This is a genomic window from Changpingibacter yushuensis, from assembly GCF_014041995.1.
Taxonomy (GTDB): domain Bacteria; phylum Actinomycetota; class Actinomycetes; order Actinomycetales; family Actinomycetaceae; genus Changpingibacter; species Changpingibacter yushuensis.
Genome location: NZ_CP059492.1, coordinates 1376874 through 1395624, shown reverse-complemented (window position 1 = coordinate 1395624; position 18751 = coordinate 1376874). Strand labels below are relative to the sequence as shown.

At 56.5% G+C, this 18751-nt stretch carries 14 protein-coding genes and 1 tRNA gene; 7 read left to right on the top strand and 8 right to left on the bottom strand.

Annotated features, from left to right (window positions below; translation table 11 throughout):
* The first annotated feature begins 50 nt into the window (after positions 1 to 50).
* The gene (locus H2O17_RS06080) at positions 51 to 329 is read left to right on the top strand and encodes a YciI family protein (RefSeq protein ID WP_182048876.1); all 279 of its coding nucleotides are present in this window, start codon (positions 51 to 53) and stop codon (positions 327 to 329) included.
* Positions 326 to 1282 (top strand): bile acid:sodium symporter family protein, encoded by a 957-nt coding sequence (locus H2O17_RS06075; protein ID WP_182048875.1) that lies wholly within the window; start codon positions 326 to 328, stop codon positions 1280 to 1282. The genes H2O17_RS06080 and H2O17_RS06075 overlap by 4 nt, the downstream gene beginning before the upstream one ends.
* 17 nt (positions 1283 to 1299) lie before the next feature.
* Here the strand turns inward: H2O17_RS06075 and H2O17_RS06070 are convergent, their stop codons facing one another.
* Complete coding sequence (locus H2O17_RS06070) at positions 1300 to 2346, bottom strand: TerC/Alx family metal homeostasis membrane protein (RefSeq protein WP_316932640.1); 1047 nt, start codon at positions 2344 to 2346, stop codon at positions 1300 to 1302.
* 205 nt (positions 2347 to 2551) lie between these two features.
* Entirely contained in the window at positions 2552 to 4630 is a 2079-nt protein-coding gene (gene uvrB, locus H2O17_RS06065) for an excinuclease ABC subunit UvrB (protein WP_182048874.1), read from the bottom strand.
* 196 nt (positions 4631 to 4826) lie between these two features.
* Between uvrB and ftsH the strand changes: the two genes are divergently transcribed.
* Positions 4827 to 7229, top strand: a complete 2403-nt coding sequence (gene ftsH, locus H2O17_RS06060; protein WP_182048873.1) for an ATP-dependent zinc metalloprotease FtsH — start codon at positions 4827 to 4829, stop codon at positions 7227 to 7229.
* Positions 7230 to 7240: 11 nt separating this feature from the next.
* Here ftsH and coaE read toward each other — a convergent pair whose 3' ends face one another.
* Positions 7241 to 8089: a dephospho-CoA kinase gene (gene coaE / locus H2O17_RS06055; RefSeq protein WP_182048872.1), complete on the bottom strand. Its 849-nt coding sequence runs from the start codon at positions 8087 to 8089 to the stop codon at positions 7241 to 7243.
* 235 nt (positions 8090 to 8324) lie between these two features.
* Between coaE and H2O17_RS06050 the strand changes: the two genes are divergently transcribed.
* Together H2O17_RS06050 and H2O17_RS06045 are read left to right on the top strand one after the other, a co-directional pair.
* Entirely contained in the window at positions 8325 to 9473 is a 1149-nt protein-coding gene (locus tag H2O17_RS06050) for a trans-sulfuration enzyme family protein (protein WP_182048871.1), read from the top strand.
* Between the two features lie 332 nt (positions 9474 to 9805).
* Positions 9806 to 10228 carry an RrF2 family transcriptional regulator gene (locus tag H2O17_RS06045; protein WP_182048870.1) on the top strand — a complete coding sequence of 141 codons (423 nt, stop codon included), beginning with the start codon at positions 9806 to 9808 and terminating at the stop codon, positions 10226 to 10228.
* Positions 10229 to 10332: 104 nt separating this feature from the next.
* Here H2O17_RS06045 and rpsA read toward each other — a convergent pair whose 3' ends face one another.
* Positions 10333 to 11805, bottom strand: coding sequence for a 30S ribosomal protein S1 (rpsA, locus tag H2O17_RS06040; RefSeq protein WP_182048869.1), 1473 nt, complete (start codon positions 11803 to 11805; stop codon positions 10333 to 10335).
* A gap of 339 nt (positions 11806 to 12144) precedes the next feature.
* On the opposite strand from rpsA, the gene H2O17_RS06035 reads away from it, so the two are divergent.
* Positions 12145 to 12948 carry a class I SAM-dependent methyltransferase gene (locus H2O17_RS06035; RefSeq protein ID WP_182048868.1) on the top strand — a complete coding sequence of 268 codons (804 nt, stop codon included), beginning with the start codon at positions 12145 to 12147 and terminating at the stop codon, positions 12946 to 12948.
* Between the two features lie 35 nt (positions 12949 to 12983).
* On the opposite strand, the gene polA is transcribed toward H2O17_RS06035, so the two are convergent.
* Positions 12984 to 15674, bottom strand: coding sequence for a DNA polymerase I (gene polA / locus H2O17_RS06030; protein WP_182048867.1), 2691 nt, complete (start codon positions 15672 to 15674; stop codon positions 12984 to 12986).
* Between the two features lie 127 nt (positions 15675 to 15801).
* On the opposite strand from polA, the gene H2O17_RS06025 reads away from it, so the two are divergent.
* On the top strand, positions 15802 to 16197 hold the full coding sequence (locus tag H2O17_RS06025) for a PaaI family thioesterase (RefSeq protein WP_182048866.1): 396 nt from the start codon (positions 15802 to 15804) through the stop codon (positions 16195 to 16197).
* Positions 16198 to 16363: 166 nt separating this feature from the next.
* Here H2O17_RS06025 and H2O17_RS06020 read toward each other — a convergent pair whose 3' ends face one another.
* From H2O17_RS06020 to pyk, 3 genes are all read right to left on the bottom strand, one after another.
* Positions 16364 to 16996, bottom strand: coding sequence for an ANTAR domain-containing response regulator (locus H2O17_RS06020; RefSeq protein ID WP_182048865.1), 633 nt, complete (start codon positions 16994 to 16996; stop codon positions 16364 to 16366).
* A gap of 162 nt (positions 16997 to 17158) precedes the next feature.
* A tRNA-Leu gene (locus H2O17_RS06015) sits at positions 17159 to 17240 on the bottom strand.
* A gap of 40 nt (positions 17241 to 17280) precedes the next feature.
* Positions 17281 to 18708 carry a pyruvate kinase gene (gene pyk, locus H2O17_RS06010; RefSeq protein ID WP_182048864.1) on the bottom strand — a complete coding sequence of 476 codons (1428 nt, stop codon included), beginning with the start codon at positions 18706 to 18708 and terminating at the stop codon, positions 17281 to 17283.
* Positions 18709 to 18751 lie beyond the last annotated feature (43 nt).

Genomic DNA, 18751 nt, shown 5'->3' with positions numbered 1-18751 from the left:
CATACCCGGACAGAACAGAATTTCGAATGTGACATCGCTATGCTTTTCGCATGGCCATTATTGCAGTTCAGTATGAATACGACGCCACGAAGCTTGATGCTCTTGCAGCGCATCGTCCAGCACATCGCGCGCACCTCAAGGAGCTTCATGAAGCGGGGATCTTGCTTGCGTCCGGCCCCTTAGGCTCCAACGGGGCGCTTATCGTCGTCGTCGCCGAAGATCCGGAAGCAGCCTTGACCGTGCTGGGCAATGATCCTCTGCTCGGTGCCGGAGTTATCGAAAGCCGTCTAGCTCGCACGTGGAACCCGGTCATCGGCCCCTGGAAATGAGGTGGAGGCCGGATCCGTTCGTTCTGGGGATCCTCCTCCCACTGGTCCTCGGCCTAACGCTTCCTCTTAACGCGGAATCCCAACGCGTCTTCTCAACTATCGCTGATGTTTGCGTTGCTGCCGTGTTCCTCGTGTATGGCATGAGGTTGCACACTCACGATGTGGTGGAAGGTCTGAAGAACGTTAAGCTACAGGGCCTCGTACTCTTTGCCACGTATGTGGCGTTTCCAATCGTGGGGTTTGCATTTGGGCGTGCGCTTACGCCGTGGTTGGGCAGTGGCTTCGCCACAGGTTTCCTTTACTTGTCCTTATTGCCTTCGACCATTCAATCGTCAGTCACTTTTGTGTCGATCGCCCGCGGTAACGTTGCCGCGGCAGTATGCTCAGCAACCATCTCGAATATCCTCGGAATGTTCCTGACACCAGCACTTGTACTGATGCTCCTCAATGTGGACGGCGCTAGCACAGACAGTTTGCTCGCGGTTGTCCAAAAACTGCTACTCCCGTTCATCATTGGGCAGCTCGTTCAGCCGTGGGTCGGCTCCTGGTGGCGCGCTCACAGCACGTTGGTGAAGAGAGTCGACAACACATCAATCCTTCTCATCGTGTTCTCCGCAGTGCTCGAGGCAACTGCCGCTGGCGCGTGGAGAGGTGTGACAGTCTGGACGATCTTGCTGCTACTTGCTTTGAGCGCCCTCATGCTGGGAATCATGCTCAGCCTGACATGGTGGGTTGGCAAACGGGCCGGTTTGAACCGACGCGACAACATCGTGCTGCTGATGTGTGGGTCCAAGAAGTCACTCGCCTCGGGCCTACCTATGGCAAAGGCACTGTTCCCTTCAGCCGTGGTTGGATCGATCATCGTGCCAGTGGTGATCTTCCACCAGCTGCAGATCGTGGTGTGCGCTGCCCTAGCGCAACGCCTTGCCCTCACCAACGATGACGTGAACTAGACCGATCGAGAAGCGACCTACTTGGTCTCGCGAGGCTCTTTGGCGGCAGCACGCTTTGCGCCGATCAGTGAAAGAATCACCGTAGCGACCATAATCACCACGATCACTGCCAAAGAAACAAGCGGAGGAATGCCTGGAATCTGGTGCAACAGATCTTGCCCGTGGAAGGCTTCAAGCAGCAGTTTGATACCGATGAAGCCCAAGATCGCAGCAAGCCCGAAATGCAGGTAGATGAGCTTGTCTAGCAGGCCATCTACGAGGAAGAAAAGCTGGCGCAAGCCCATGAGCGCGAATGCGTTCGCGGCGAAGATAATGAACGGCTGACTCGTCAGGCCAAATGATGCCGGGATCGAATCAAGCGCGAACATCAGGTCCGCAGAGCCAATCGAGATGATGCACAGCAAGAACGGCGTAATGTACGTCTTTGACTCGCGGCGAAGCAGCAGCTTGTCACCCACAAAACCATCCGTAACGCGGAAGACCCTCTGTGTGAACCGAGTGACTGCATTTGGTTCGTATTCGTCTGGGTCGCCCGTCTTCTCTGAGGAAGTTCCTTCCTTAATCTGCGAGTAAGCCGTCCACAACAAGAAGGCCGCGAAGAGGAAGAAGAGCCATGAGAACTTCTCGAGTAAAGCAGCACCGAGAAGGATGAACACCAAACGAAGCACCAACGCGATGATGATTCCGTAAAGCAGAACCTTCTGCTGATACGCGCGAGGGATCCTGAATGACGCAATGATGATGATGAATATGAAGATGTTGTCAATGGACAACGAGTACTCAGTGAAGTACGTGGAGAAGAACTCCAGCCCAAACTCTGGCGAGTGCCGGAATACGGTGTACACGCCAAACATGATTGCTAGCGCAATGTAGAACAGAAGCCACTTTGTAGCTTCTTTCATTGTGGGTTCATGCGGCTTGCGAACGTGACCCACGAGGTCCACTGTGATGAGTCCAACCACGATCACAGCCAATGCAGCCCATTCCCAGCCGTAGACATGCATGTCAGGCGAGTCAGGTGCAGCTGGTGCGGACAGGACGCTCGAGGAGAGCAATTGGAGCATAAGAAAATCTTCCGGTAAACGTAACTACCGGAGGTCTCTTCCCGCCATTACTGGCCTCGGCCCGGACGTAAACGCCGTGATGACGAACCGATGTTGTGTGGGAATACTCCCCTCCGCTCACTTATCCTACGGTAGTCCTCTCCATTCACGTCCATTCCCTGGCCGTGATATTCGTCTGGTTGTTATCAGAGGTTTTGCGTGGCAATCACTTCTGGGCCTGTTGGGAGTGCCAAAGCTCGCTCTTGAGATCCTTGATCTCATCGCGATACCGCGCGGCGAGTTCAAACTGAAGCTGTTCGGCGGCAACATGCATCTGGGCCGTGAGGTCATCAATGAGCTGGACCAGATTACGTGCGCCTTCGGCACGCGCGGCTTCGGCAGCGGGTGCCTTGCCCTTAGCATGCGGTGGTTCTTGACGGTAACCACCTTCAAGGAGTTGCTGAGTATCAACATCCTCCCGCGCCAACATGTCCGTGACGTCAGCGATCTTCTTTCGCAGAGGTTGAGGGTCAATGCCCCGCTCTTCGTTGTACGCAATCTGCTTGGCCCGCCGGCGGTTGGTCTCCTCGATCGCTTCTTTCATGTTGGGAGTGATGGAGTCCGCATACATGTGGACTTGTCCGGAGACGTTCCTGGCGGCTCGACCGATCGTCTGGATCAAGGATGTGGTGGATCGGAGGAATCCCTGTTTGTCAGCATCGAGAATTGCAACGAGTGACACTTCCGGAAGGTCGAGGCCCTCACGCAGCAGGTTGATGCCAACAAGCACATCGAACTTGCCTAAACGCAATTCCCGCAACAATTCGACTCGGCGCAGGGTATCCACATCGGAATGTAGGTATTCAACCTTGACGCCACGATCGGCAAGATAATCGGTCAGATCCTCCGCCATCTTCTTGGTCAGGGTGGTCACGAGGACGCGTTCATCCCTTTCAGCACGTTCACGAACCTGTTCTAGCAGATCATCGATCTGGCCTTCAGTGGGTTTAACGAGGATCTCAGGATCCACAAGCCCGGTTGGGCGAATGATCTGTTCGACCACACCGTCTGACTGTTCCAGCTCATACTTACCTGGCGTAGCAGATAGGTAAACGGTTTGGCCGATGCGATCAAGGAACTCAGCGAACTTGAGCGGACGGTTATCCATGGCTGAGGGTAACCGGAATCCATACTCCACCAGAGTGCGTTTGCGCGACATGTCTCCTTCAAACATTGCTCCAACCTGGGGAACCGTCACGTGGGATTCGTCAAGAATCAGCACGAAATCCTCGGGGAAGTAGTCAAGAAGAGTGTTCGGCGCAGTACCCGGGCCGCGGCCATCGATGTGCCGCGAGTAGTTTTCAATCCCCGAGCACGTGCCGATGTTACGCATCATCTCAAGGTCATAGGTGGTACGCATCTCGAGGCGCTGCGCTTCAAGTAGTTTGTTCTGCTGACGAAGATCAGTTAGCCGCCCCTGCAGTTCCGCCTCAATGGAGCTGATGGCCCGCTCCATTCGTTCGGGCCCCGCAACATAGTGGGAAGCAGGGAACACATGAGCAGTGTGGACAGCTCGCACTACTGTGCCTGTCAATGGATGAAGCAAACTGAGCGAATCGACTTCATCACCAAAGAATTCAACTCGAATAGCGAGTTCCTCATACACAGGAATGATCTCTACCGTATCGCCACGCACGCGGAAGGTACCTCGAGTGAAAGCGATGTCATTGCGCGTGTATTGCATACCTACGAAGGTTCGTAGGAGCTCATCCCTGTCCAGATTCATCCCAACCTGTAGCTGCACCATCCGATCCACGTACTCCTGTGGAGTGCCAAGTCCGTAAATACAGGAGACGGACGCCACTACCACGGTGTCACGGCGGGTGATCAGGGAATTGGTTGCCGAGTGCCGCAAGCGTTCCACCTCATCATTGATGGATGAGTCCTTCTCAATGAATGTGTCTGTTTGAGGCACGTACGCTTCAGGTTGGTAGTAGTCGTAATAGGAAACGAAGTATTCGACAGCATTGTTTGGCATGAGCTGGCGGAATTCTGCCGCCATCTGAGCGGCAAGAGTCTTGTTCGGCTCGATGATGAGCGTTGGCCGCTGAATTTGTTCGATAAGCCAAGCGGTGGTTGCAGACTTGCCAGTGCCTGTGGCACCTAGCAGCACGATGTCTTTTTCGCCCGCGTTGATACGTTCAGTCAACTCTTTGATCGCCTGCGGCTGATCGCCGGCAGGCGTGTACTCTGAGATGACCTCAAAAGGGGCATCGAGACGGGAAACGGCAGTGACTGGGCGCATGCGTCTACGCTACCCTTCCACCCCGACACAAAAGTAGGCTAGGCAACCAGGGCCGCACCACCAGATGAGAGCTTTCCGCCCATTTTGGCGCCAAATTGCTACCCGAACAGCTGTTCGCCTGCCGCGCAAATGTGCGGCATTCATAGACAACGTTCAGAAAGCGCTCCGATGATTATAGGTAACCAAAAGGAGCACCATGCCAGAAACCGATTCTAGGTCGGCCGCCAACGATTCGAGGTCGGCCACCAACCCCTACTCGCCCAAGCAGGACTCCAATCCGTCGTGGCGCGCCGAGGGTGTACCGGGCCAGGACGGCAATGGGCGCCACCAAGACCAGCCAAAGAAGCGCAGTTGGGCTCGAACCATCATCGCGATTCTTGTCGCTTGGGCTGCTTGCTTCATGCTGTTCTCGTGGATGGAAAACTCTCTCAATCCCGTCGTTACGTTGCCCTACAACGTGTTCTATGACCAGCTCGAAGCAGACAACATCAAGACGGTTTCGCCAACTGGGGACTCAATTGAAGGCGAGTTCCGCAAGTCGTTCACATACGACGACGTGACCTCCACCCAGTTCACCACAGAGCGTCCGACCTGGGCCGACGATTCCATGGCCTCGCTCCTCACGTCAAACAACGTGGTGATCACCGCTGTCTCACCCATAGCCTCCTCCAATCCGCTCCTCACACTTCTGCTTTCGTTCTTGCCCATCATTCTCATCTTTGGTTTCTGGTATTGGATGATGAAGCGCCAGATGAGCAGCACGTCTTCGATGTTCGGCAGCCGGAAGCACGAACCTGTAGATCCAGCGAATAATCGCGTTACGTTCGACGACGTCGCCGGTATTGACGAGGTTGAGGACCAGCTGCGCGAAGTCGTCGACATGCTGAAGAATCCCGGCAAGTACACGAGACTCGGTGCCAAGATCCCTCGCGGCATCTTGCTTGAGGGTGGTCCGGGTACCGGCAAGACTCTGCTTGCCCGCGCTACCGCTGGCGAAGCCAACGTCCCATTCTTCTCGATTTCGGCAGCAGAGATCGGCGGCATTTTGGCCGGAAAGGGAGCCTCTGATGTTCGCAGCCTCTTTGAAGCCGCCCGCAAGGTTGCTCCAGCCATCATCTTCATTGACGAAATCGATGCGATTGGCCGCTCCCGCGCTTCCGTCAACTCAATCGGATCCAATGAGGATCGTGAACAGACACTCAACCAGATTCTGACGGAGATGGATGGATTCTCCGCGTCTGAGGGCATCATCGTGATTGCTGCGACAAACCTTGCTGAGGTGCTCGACGCCGCACTCACCCGCGCTGGAAGGTTTGACCGCACCATTACCGTGGCTCCACCCGATCAGAAGGGGCGCGAGGCCATCTTGAAAGTTCATTCCCGCGGACGGCCGTTGGGTCCAGATGTTTCATTGAGCGGACTAGCAAAGTCCACTCCAGGGCTCACCGGGGCCGAACTCGCGAATCTGGTAAATGAGGCATCACTCCTTGGAGCACGTCGGGGTGCGGCAACCATTGCAATGTCGGACTTCACCAACGCCCTCGAAACCATTCAGTTGGGCGTGCAGCGTGCTGTGATCATGGATCCTGCCGAACGTGAGCGCACCGCATGGCACGAAGCAGGCCACGCACTACTTGGAATGATCCAGCCCGGAGCTGACCCCGTCCGCAAGATTTCGATCATTCCTCGTGGCCGCGCCCTAGGCGTCACGTTGTCAACGCCTGAAGCCGACAAGTACGGATATGACAAGACTTACTTGCGCGGGCGCATCATCGGTGCCCTTGGTGGTATGGCTGCTGAGGAAGAAGTCCTGGGAGTCGTCACAACCGGCGCGGAATCCGATCTTCAAACCGCAACCGCAATTGCCCGGCAGATGTTTGGGCGATGGGGTATGTCTGACCGCATTGGGCCTGTCCAGGTCTATCCCCGTGAGGGCGATCCGCGTTCGCAGGGAGTATCCGACCAACTGCTCTCGGCAGTAGACGAAGAGGTCCGTGATCTTCTAACTGATTGCTATGCCGAAGCTCGGCGGCTGCTGCGCGAACATCACGAGCAGCACAAGGCACTGGTAGATGCACTTCTTGAACACGAGACTCTCGATGAGACCGATGCCTACCGCATTGTGGGTATCGAGCGAGAGCCAGAACCGGAGAGCATCCTAGCGGGTTCCACTATTTCTCGAAACGCTGTGCAGACTGGTGAAGCTCAGGATCTCTCCCACGAGCCTCAGGTCCCGGGCCAGCCAGACGGCTACCAGCCGTACCCTCGGCAGGGCGGCTATCCCCAACAAGGCAGCCAACAACCTCAGTATCCACAGGCACCCCAGCAGGGCGGATTTGCTCCGTACCCTCAGCAGGGCGGCTATCCCCAACAAGGCAGCCAACAGCCTCAGTATCCACAGGCACCCCAGCAGGGCGGATTTGCTCCGTACCCTCAGCAGGGCGGCTATCCCGCATATCCCCAGCCAAGTGGATATCCACCGCACCCGCAGCAGGGCAACTACCCTCAACAGGGAGGTCAGCCGGGTTATCCGCCATATCCACAACAGAATTTCCCAACGGGTGATGACCAGCAGAACCCCGGAAACCGCCGCCAATGATCAAGCTGCTGTCAGGCCGCCTGCGCAGTGAGGTTGAATGCCGGATCAGCTGAGACGAAGTGGCCTTCCTCGGGCAAGAACCCTGCTCGGCGGAAGGCCTCTTCTGTTGCCTGAACCGTGGCTAGCGGCGTGAAGGCGAGATCTTGTCCTTCCAGGGACGCTTCGATCCTCTGGTGGCGCAGCCGTGCGATCGCGTGATTCATTTCAAGCTGCGTTGGCTTGAGGCTGGACCCAATGGCTCGTTCCCCCGCGGCTAGATTTGCCGCAAAGGGAACGAGCCGCGCTTGCCACAGCTCTTCTACCTTGTTACGAAGGCCGGATGCGGAGCCAGAGTTCTCTATCCAAACATCAGAGACGGCCTCGAGGTGCGTGGTTTCAACTTGGGTAGCCATGCGGGCACGGGCATCGCGTTCGTTCATTTTCCGGTACGAGGTCAACCGCCTGATTCGCGTTTCAGGGTTAGCATCCACCACAAGATTGAGCTGGTATGCCCACTCCCGTCCACTTCCAACGAGCAGCGCCAAGTCCACCACGGCCACAGCAGTCCGATCCTCCGCCTCTACCTGCGCTAATCGCTCATCGATGAGCTCCCACGTGCGAGGGTGGGTGATGGCCGAAAGCTGGGCGAGGGCGTCGTCGTCATGAAAAACGATCTGTGCCAGCGCGGATCTGTCGACGACGTCGTCGTGAACAACCGATGGCCACAACTCACGTACTGCACTGACACTGGGTGAACCAGGGTCGAGCACCGATTTCGCGACCAGATCCACATCGATAATGTAAGCCCCGAGCGTGCCGAGGATGCGGGACACTGTGGACTTTCCCGCACCAATCCCGCCCGTCAATGCAACTGTCAACATGCCAGATCCACGTTCAGCGGTGAGCGGGCAGGTCCAATGAGCAGTCCTGTAGGCCACATGTTCTCCATACACATGGTTCCATCGTATTGCCTCTGAGCGACTATTTGGCGCTCTGCCGCGGGTGCGAGCGCACGTGCGCCATCACAAATGCTTGCCACATGGTGAACACGTACACCGATGGCGCGAAGAAACCATAAACATAGTGGGTAGGTAGTTGGAAGAGGGAGACTCGCTCATGTTTGATCATATGGATACCCGATGTGTGCACGGACAGTTGGATCCGAGCTTTGCTGAGCAAACAAAGGCAGTGAGCTTTCCTATTTATCAGACGGCGACATTCGCACACGTCCGGCTGGGTGAATCTACTGGCTTTGATTACACACGCGAATCCAACCCCACGCGCGAACATGTGGAAGAGCATGTGGCAGCCCTCGAGGGTGCCGCGGCAGCCTCGGCCTTTTCTTCCGGCATGGCGGCCGTAAGCGCGTGTTTTGAACTCTTTGCTCCAGGCGATCACATCGTCTGTTCGGAAGACCTCTACGGCGGCGTTATCCGGCTGTTTGACAACATCAGCAAGAAGAATGGTTTGACCATTTCCCCAGTGGACACCTCAGACCTAGGTGCGGTCGAAGCCGCACTGACCCCCGCCACAAAAGCTCTGTACATTGAGACGCCCTCGAATCCCATGATGAACATTGCTGACCTTGACGCGTGTGCGGCGCTCTGCCACGATCGCGGACTCTTGCTCATTGTCGACAACACCTTCTTGTCCCCATATCTTCAGAATCCCATCGATCATGGCGCTGACATCGTGATTCATTCCGGTTCGAAGTTCCTGGCCGGGCACAATGACACCATTGCCGGTTTCCTCTGCTCAGCCACACCTGAACTCGGCGCGAAGATCACGCTTATCAACAAGACAACTGGTGCGATCCTGGCTCCCTTTGACTCGTGGCTGGTCATGCGCGGAATGAAGACGCTGGCGGTTCGTATGGAGCGCCAACAGAGCAATGCTGCCCAAGTCGCACAATGGCTCACAACCCGCCCAGAGGTTACGAATGTCTATTATGCGGGACTCCCGGATCACCCAGGCCACGACATCAATGCACGTCAAGCGCGCGGCGCAGGCAGCATGATCTCCTTCCGGACCTCCACCGTGGAACTGGCTCACCGCGTCCTAGATAACGTGCGGCTCATTACCTTTGCGGAAAGCTTAGGTGGCACTGAAAGCCTTATCACCTACCCCGCGCTTCAGACTCACCCCGACGTTCCACCCGCCGTGCGCGAGCACCTTGGTATTACCGACACGCTGCTGAGACTTTCTGTGGGGCTTGAAGATGTCAGTGACCTCATCGCGGACCTAACGCAGGCGTTGCGCGCGTAGTGCGTGCCTGATGCGTGCGTAGTAGGTGCGTGCGTAGTGCGCATGTGGAAAGTGCACACCACCACACACGCAGTTCCTGCGCCTCATGCGTACGTGACGACGTGGTGCGTATCTAGATGGTGCACGCCACCGCACACGGGCGCTCATTCGCTGGTGGCGCCCTTCATACAGTTCACAGCGAGCCCATCAATGCCACGGCGAGCCCATTGAACTCGGCCACTTCTCGACCAATTGCCGAGCACCTGTCAGATAGTTCCTGCGCTCAATTCCCCACTTATCCGGTAACCTAGTCGGAGATTAGTAACGGGCTTATGCCCACGGAGGAGGATAACGTGCTGGTTTCGACGAAGGGCCGATACGCGCTTCGAGTGATGGTTGATCTCACCGAGCATCAGAGGGAAGGCTACATTCCGCTTAAGGCGATTGCCGACCGCCAGGAGATCTCTGAAAAGTACCTCGAGAGCATCATCAAGATCCTTGTCCGAGCCGACCTCCTCGCAGGGCAACGGGGTAAGGGTGGCGGTTATCGCCTAACGCGGGCACCCGAGGAGTACACCGTAGGAGAGATTCTGCTGCTCACAGAGGGAAGCCTCTCCCCCGTAGCAAACTTGGAATCCGATGGGTCCAACCAAGATTCCGGGGCAATTCTGGTGATGTGGCAGCGCCTCAACTCACTGATTGAGGACTACTTTGACAGTGTCACTATCGCCAACCTCGTCTCCGGATCTGCACCAGGCGGAAACTACGTCATTTAGCATGCAGATAGCTGTGGTGTAACAGCGAATGCTGGACGCTATTCACCTAACTAAGCAAAGAAGGCCTGCAAGCTTAGCTTGCAGGCCTTCTCATGTGACTAATGTCAGTTGTTGGTCAGCTTCTCACGAAGAGCAGCCAAAGCCTCGTCAGAAGCGAGGGTTCCAGAAGCATCAACGCCGGAGGAATACGAGGTAGGAGCTGGCTCCTGTGCCTCAGGTGCCGGAGCCGCAGCGGCTTCTGCATCCTCGGAAACTGCCTTGGCGACCTGCGCCTTGTGCGCTTCCCAACGAGCCTGAGCCTGAGCGTATTCGTTCTCCCAAGCTTCACGCTGAGTTTCGAATCCGGCGAGCCATTCGTTGGACTCCGGATCGAAACCTTCGGGGTACTTGTAGTTGCCGTTCTCGTCGTATTCGGCAGCCATGCCGTAGAGCGAAGGATCGAAGTCCTCAGACTCCGGATCGATACCCTCATTGGCCTGCTTGAGCGAAAGGGAAATGCGGCGACGCTCGAGATCGATATCGATAACCTTCACGAAGGCATCGTCACCAACCTTGACCACCTGTTCGGGCAAATCGATGTGACGCTGAGCGAGTTCGGAGATGTGCACCAAGCCCTCGATGCCGTCTTCGACGCGGACGAACGCACCGAAAGGAACCAGCTTGGTGACCTTGCCCGGTACGATCTGGCCGATGGCGTGCGTACGAGCGAAGGTCTGCCACGGATCTTCCTGCGTAGCCTTCAGCGAAAGCGAGACGCGCTCACGGTCCATGTCAACGTCGAGAACCTCGACGGTGACCTTCTGACCAACTTCGACAACCTCGTTCGGGTGATCGATGTGCTTCCAAGAGAGCTCGGAGACGTGAACGAGGCCGTCGACGCCGCCCAAGTCAACGAATGCGCCGAAGTTGACGATGGACGAAATGACGCCCTCGCGAACCTGGCCCTTCTTGAGGTTGGTAAGGAACTCGCCGCGGGCCTGAGACTGGGTCTCTTCCAGCCATGCACGACGGGAAAGAACAACGTTGTTGCGGTTCTTGTCCAGTTCGATGATCTTGGCTTCGATCTCGCGGCCAATGTATGGCTGAAGATCGCGCACGCGGCGCATCTCAACGAGCGAAGCGGGCAGGAATCCACGAAGTCCGATGTCGAGGATGAGGCCACCCTTGACTACTTCGATGACGGAGCCAGTGACAACGCCATCGGCTTCCTTGACGTCCTCGATCTGGGACCAAGCGCGCTCGTACTGTGCACGCTTCTTGGAGAGAAGAAGACGGCCTTCCTTGTCTTCTTTCTGAAGAACGAGGGCTTCGACTTGGTCGCCAACCTTCACAACATCGTCGGGGTCGACGTCATGCTTGATGGAAAGCTCCTTGGACGGAATAACGCCCTCGGTCTTGTAGCCAATGTCGAGCAGGACTTCGTCGTGGTCGACCTTGACGACAGTTCCTTCGACGATGTCACCATCATTGAAGTACTTGATGGTCTGGTCGACGGCAGCAATGAGGTCTTCCTCGGTGCCAATGTCGTTAATTGCGACCTGCGGAATCGTCGAGGTGGCGGTCGTATTTTCGGTCATGAAGTTGGTAACTCCGATACGGACAGAACTAGAAGTTGTGAATAGAGACATCGGTGGAAATCATTGATTCCACACCGAGAAACCATATTACTTGTTGGTTCCCGTAGCCGCAAACACGTCAACAATGCAAATCGTGCAGTTTTCTGTATTTGCCCAATGTTGCATTGCGCTTTTCCCAATGGCAGCATCGCCTCGCATCACCTGCAACACGTGGAAAATGGCGGTAAACTCTCGATTCCACCACTACACCCGTGTCGCTACCGTATAGCGACGTGCCTGAAAACGCTTGCACGCCCGCACGGTATTCTGAGAAGGTCACAACTTTGAAAGGCCCCTCACATGTGGTTTGGCAGAGAACACCTAGACGCAGGCGAGTCCGCATCACAGGCGCACCGCTCGTGGTGGGACGAACACGCAAATGAGTATCTGGAAGAGCATGGCCAGACTCTCGGAGATGCGGACTTCATCTGGGGACCTGAGGGGTTTTCGGAAGAGGAGGCTCACATCCTCGGCGATCTGAGCGAGCTCGTTGACAAGCGAATCCTCGAGTTCGGTGCTGGTGCCGCCCAGTGCTCACGGTTTCTTGCCCTTCAGGGCTGCCGCCCCGTGGCTAGTGACATCTCTGGCGCAATGCTTGATGCAGCGGCCACACTCAATCGAGTTCGCGGCCTCGACTTCCCACTCGTGCAAGCTGACGTCCTTGCCCTTCCTTTTCCGGACGCTAGCTTCGATGCCGCGTTCACGAGCTTCGGAGCGCTCTCCTTTATTGAAGACCTCGGCGCGGCATTCTCAGAACTTGCCCGCGTCCTCACACCCGGCGGGCGCCTCGCCTATTCCGCACTTCACCCTGTGCGATGGATGTTTCCAGATTCCCCGCATCTGGACGCGATGACGGTTCATACGTCCTACTTTTCCCGCGAACCGTACGTTGAGCGCGACGACCACGGCGAACTCACCTACGTGGAGTTTCCGCACACGTTGTCCGAGCACACTGCCGCATTAGCGCAGGCTGGATTCCTCATCGAACAGATGTGGGAGCCCGAATGGCCCGAGAATCGCGACGTCGTGTGGGGAGGATGGGGTCCCGAGCGGTCGAAGTGGCTTCCGGGAACGCTTGTTGTGCGTTCCCGGAAGGCCGCATAGTCGGAGAGCTGAGGAACCATCCGGGCTGGCGCGCATCAATGCGCGGCAGCCCGCCAGTCCCGACCAAACCCCACACCCACGGAAAGCGGGACCGCCAGCTGGGCAGCGCCTTCCATATCGCGGCGCACGATGAGCTCAACCTGGGCACGTTCGCCCTCGGCCACCTCCAGAACAAGTTCGTCATGCACCTGCAGAAGTACTCGCGATTTCATTCCAGAATCACGCAGGCCGTGAGCAACGTCTACCATCGCGAGCTTAATGATGTCGGCCGCCGAACCTTGGATCGGCGCATTGAGCGCCATTCTTTCGGCAGACTCCCGCAACTGACGGTTAGTTGACGTGAGTTCGGGCAGGTAGCGCCGCCGCCCCAAGATCGTCTCTGTGTATCCATCTTTGCGGGCCTTTTCCACGAGCGAATCGAGATATGCCCTGACCTTGCCAAAACGAGAGAAGTAGTCATCCATCAACCGCTGCGCCTCGTGGGCCTCGATGTGAAGTTGGCGTGACAGCCCAAAAGACGACAATCCATAGGCTAAGCCATAGCTCATCGCCTTGATTCTCGATCGTTGGGCCGAAGTGACTTCAGATTCCTCAACTCCGAACACGCGCGATGCGACGTATGTGTGGAGGTCCGCGCCGTGGTTGAAGGCGTCAATGAGTGCCTGATCGCCGGAAAGTGACGCCATGAGCCGCATCTCGATTTGCGAGTAATCGGCGGTCATCAGCCCCTCATATCCAGGGGAAGCAACAAAGGCGGCGCGAATCTGCTGCCCCTCTTGCGTGCGAGCATGGATATTCTGAAGGTTTGGATCAGTTGAGGAAAGCCGCCCGGTTGCCGCCACGGCCTGTTGGTAGGTGGTGTGCACCCTTCCGTCCCCTTGCACAGATCGTGCCAAGCCTTCCACCGCCTGACGCAACTTAATCGCGTCGCGGTGCTCCAACAGTGCCGCTAGGAAATCCTGCCCGGCGAGCGCGTTGGCATCTTCACGCGGTGCAATGCGAGCAGCTAGCTCAGCAAGCGCATCCGCATTTGTGGTGTATCCGGATCTGATTTTCTTTGTGGGCGGCAAACCTAGATCGTCGAATAGTAGCGCCGAAAGCTGCTTGGGACTAGACAAGTTGATCTCGCGCCCAATTGCTGCGTAGGCCTGCTGGGCTGCAGCGTTCACCCGGTCATCAAACGATGACCGAAGGCTTTCAAGATATTGCTCATCCACGGCAATACCCGTGTTCTCCATCTCCTGGAGAGTGTCAGCTACGGCGAGTTCCAGATCCATGAGTGCGCCATCTTCGCCTTGATCCGCCAACTGTTCAATCAACGCATCAGCCAACGGGCCGCACAGTGCGGCTTGGAGCGCTAGCGCGTCCGCGGATGAACCCAAGCCGGGAAGGAGGCCGTCGTCGTCAGAAGCGGATATCTCGATCCCCAGATGGCGCATCACGAGGTCACTGAAGTCGTACTCTCGCTGGTCGGGGTGTAATAGATAGGCCGCAAGAAGCGTGTCACATTCGATACCTTGCAGGTCGAAATCACCGGTTCCCTTGAAAGCATGCCAGTACTCCTTGCCGCCGTGACACACGATTCGAATCTCTGGATCCGATAGCCACCGCGCCAACACAGCCTCATCTGCAGGTGAGAGCTCCGTCCGATCTACAGAAATGACGTGGTGATCATCATCAGCAATAGCAAACGAGCCCACATCACCGCGATGCGGGGCGAACATACCCGATACCGCTAGTCCCCATCGCTTTGATTCCCGGCCAGCCAACCAGCTTTCCAAAGTATCTTCGTCGACGACGACGTCGTCGATCCCAATTGAATGGGACTCACGTTCCACGTCTCCATCGCGCGCCGGCAACTCCTGGAAAACGCGCGTTCGCAGCCCAGTGAAATCGAGCGTGTCGAACAGCTCATGCACGCCATTGCGATCCACACCCTTGACGGTGAAATCCTCGAGATTCTGACCGATCGGCAGGTCTGTGACTAGCCTATTTAGCTCACGATTGAGAAGCACCTGATCAGTGTGATCTCGGAAGGCCTGCCCGGCCTTACCTTTCAGTTCGTCAGCATGCTCGATGATTCCTGCCAGTCCGCCATACTGTTCAATCCACTTGACGGCCGTCTTTGGCCCGACTCCTGGCACACCCGGCAAGTTATCTGCGCCCTCCCCCACCAATGCGGCAAGATCGGGGTAGAGCACAGGCGTGAGCCCAGTCTTTGCCTCAACACCAGCTGGATCCAGCACCTGCATCTGAGAGCGCGGCATCGGGTATAGAAGGGTCGATTTGTCAGTTACTAACTGGTAGGAGTCCTTATCGCCAGAAGCGATGTACGCGTGTACACCTTCCGCCTGGGCGTGGGCCGCCAAAGTGGCAACAATGTCATCCGCTTCGAAATCTTCAACGGTCAACCAGCTGATGCCAAGTACGTTCAAGGTCTCCTGAATGAGTTCGATCTGGCCGATGAACTCCTGGGGAATCGCGGCCCGCCCACCCTTGTACTCAGGATATTGCCGCGTGCGGAACGTACCTCCCGGAAGATCGAACGCCACTGCTACATACTGCGGCTTGTAGTCTCCCATGAGCTTGAGCAACGTTGTTGTGAAGCCGTAAACGGCATTCGTGTATTGACCAGTCGACGTTCGGAAGCTCTCCGTGCGCAGGGCATAGAACGCCCGAAACGCTATCGAATGGCCATCAATAAGCAGCATGGATTTCTCAGTCACAGCCCAAGCCTATCGTGAAGTGTGTGCCGCACAGCGACTGGCGGGCAGACGCACGCACCAAACCGCAAGCCGCTGCGTCGGCCATGGTCAGAACGGCTGGTACACCTAACTAGATATGATCGATGGCATGAACACGATTTCTGACAACCTTGGCGAACTCGCCACCACGATGGGTGCCACAATGCTCACAGTCAGCGCAGACGAAGTTGTAATGAGCATTCCCGTACAAGGCAACCGGCAGCCCTTTCACCTCCTTCACGGCGGGGCAAACGCCGTACTCGTGGAGCACAGCGCGTCGATCCTTGCACAGTGTCTTGCGCCGCAGGGTCGCGCGGCCGTGGGCACAGAACTCAACATCAGTCAGCTCAGATCCGTTACGCAAGGCACAGTCACAGCACGTGCGATTCCCATCAACGTTGGTAAGTCGAGTATGTGCGCCCTCGTGGATATTCACGACGACGCCGGAAACCTCACAGCGACCGGCCGAATGACCTGCGTGTTCATTCATGCGGGTCAAGCGTAGTAGCAACGCTGCTCTCATGAGCAAAGACCTGGTGCGCCCCTCGACGTGAGGGAAGAGCACAGCCATTGACCATGGAAAGCAAAGAGGCGGTTGTTGGATCTCTCCAACAACCGCCTCTTCACGAGAAAATCGCGTCACACAATTAAGTGCAAAAGCGCCGAGGTCTCTAACCTGCCTGCTCAGACTTACCGACTTGATCGATCACTGCGTCTGCGACCTGACGCATGGTCAAGCGACGATCCATTGAGGTCTTCTGAATCCATCGGAAGGCTTCGGGTTCAGTCAAACCCATCTGCGCTTCCAACAGCCCCTTGGCGCGCTCAACACGCTTGCGCGTCTCGAACTGTTCCGTCAAGTTCGCGACTTCGCCTTCCAGAGCCAGCATTTCCTGACTGCGAGACACTGCGATTTCTACCGCGGGAATCAGATCTGCAGGTGTGAACGGCTTGACCACATAGGCCATGGCACCGGCTTCACGAGCGCGCTCCACAAGTTCGCTCTGTGAGAATGCAGTGAGCATGACAATCGCGCAGCGCCGATCCTGAAGAATCCTGTCAGCAGCTGTGATTCCATCCATGCCCGGCATCTTCACGTCCATGACGATGAGGTCTGGCTCAAGTTCATCGGCCAGCGCAATGGCCTGTTCACCATCAGAGGCTTGACCGACTACCTCGTAGCCGGCTTCCTCAAGTGTTTCAACGATGTCGAGACGAATGAGCGTTTCATCTTCCGCAACGAGTGCGCGGAAGCCGGCCCGAGCAGAATCAGATTCCTGCTGTTCTACGTCTTCGTGTGTCATCCCGTCTCCTTCGACTGACGATGCTTAATTGTAGATGCATCATCACCGTATTGTCTCGGCTAACTGAATGAGGCCAGGACACCAATCGTGGCATCGGAGCCACAGCAGTTATTCGATCGCGTTTGTTCATCTTGATTGTCAGACAAGATGCTGAATCAATCGTGCTCCCGGCGGGACTCGAACCCGCACGCCGTTAAGCGCTGCATTTTGAGTGCAGTGTGTCTACCAATTCCACCACAGGAGCCTAGGTTGGGCCTGAGAATCAGAACCCGACCGTTTTGGGATCAGACCTGACTGGTCAGTGCCTCACCCATCTTATGCACACGAATCGTGTTAGTCGAACCGGTAACACCGGCTGGCATACCGGCGGCAACCACAATGCGGTCGCCATCTTCCGCCATATCCATTTCGCGAAGCAAATGATCCATCTGTGCAATCATATCGTCCGTGTGCTTGACGTGAGGAACCGTGAAGGTTTCAACGCCCCACACCAGTGCGAGTTGGTTGCGAACTTTTGGATCTGGAGTAAAGCATACGATCGGAATGCGGCTACGCAAACGCGCCACGCGGCGCGCCGTCTGACCGGTTTCTGTGAACACTACGGTGTAGCGCACACCAAGCTGCTCACCGATCTCTACAGCGGCGCGTGTGAGAACACCGTTGCGGGTGCGATGAAGGTTGCCCAACACCGGGATCTGTTCCATGCCGTTTTCTTCGGAGTACTCGATGATGTTTGCCATCGTGCGAACACACTCGAATGGGTAAAGGCCAACAGAGGTTTCACCCGAAAGCATCACAGCATCGGCACCGTCAATGATGGCGTTGGCGCAGTCGGATGCCTCTGCGCGCGTCGGGCGCGGGTTTTCAATCATGGACTCGAGCACTTGAGTTGCCACAATGACAGGCTTGGAACGCTTGCGAGCAATATCAATAGCGCGCTTTTGTACCAACGGCACCTGTTCCAGCGGAACTTCGACGCCTAGGTCGCCACGGGCAACCATGATGCCATCGAACACCCGGATGATGTCTTCAAGATTGTCAACCGCCTGCGGCTTTTCAATCTTTGCGATCACTGGCAGGCGTATGCCCACCTGATCCATGATGTCATGGACATCCTTGATATCGTCAGGAGACCGAACGAAGGAAAGAGCGATAATATCTGCCCCGAACTGCAGACCCCACTCAAGATCTTCGCGGTCTTTAGTGGAAAGCGCAGGAACCGAAACAGCAACGCCAGGCAAGTTCATGCCCTTGTGGTCAGAGACGGGGCCAGGAACTTCCACCACCGTGGTGACGCGAGTTTCAGTGACTGCGGTTACTCGTACAGCAACCTTGCCGTCGTCGATCAGAATTTGATCACCAACGTGGCAATCGCCCGGAAGGCCCTTATATGTGGTCCCAACGAGTTCCTTGGTACCCTCAACGTCTTCTGTGGTGATTGTGAATTCGTCACCCACGTTGAGCTGAACCGGGCCATCGGCGAACGTTTCTAGGCGAATCTTTGGTCCCTGCAGATCTACCAAGACCGCGATTGGGCGGCCGATGATCTCTGCAGCTTTACGAACGCGCAGGATGCGTTCTTCGTGCTCCGCATGCGAACCATGGGAAGCATTAATGCGTGCAACATTCATTCCAGCACGCGCCAACTCGAGAATCTGTTCTTGGGTGGTGGTTGCAGGTCCTAGTGTGCACACAATCTTCGCTCTACGCATGCCGTTAACTTTACCTGAGCTACGGAAGCAACACACCCATGCC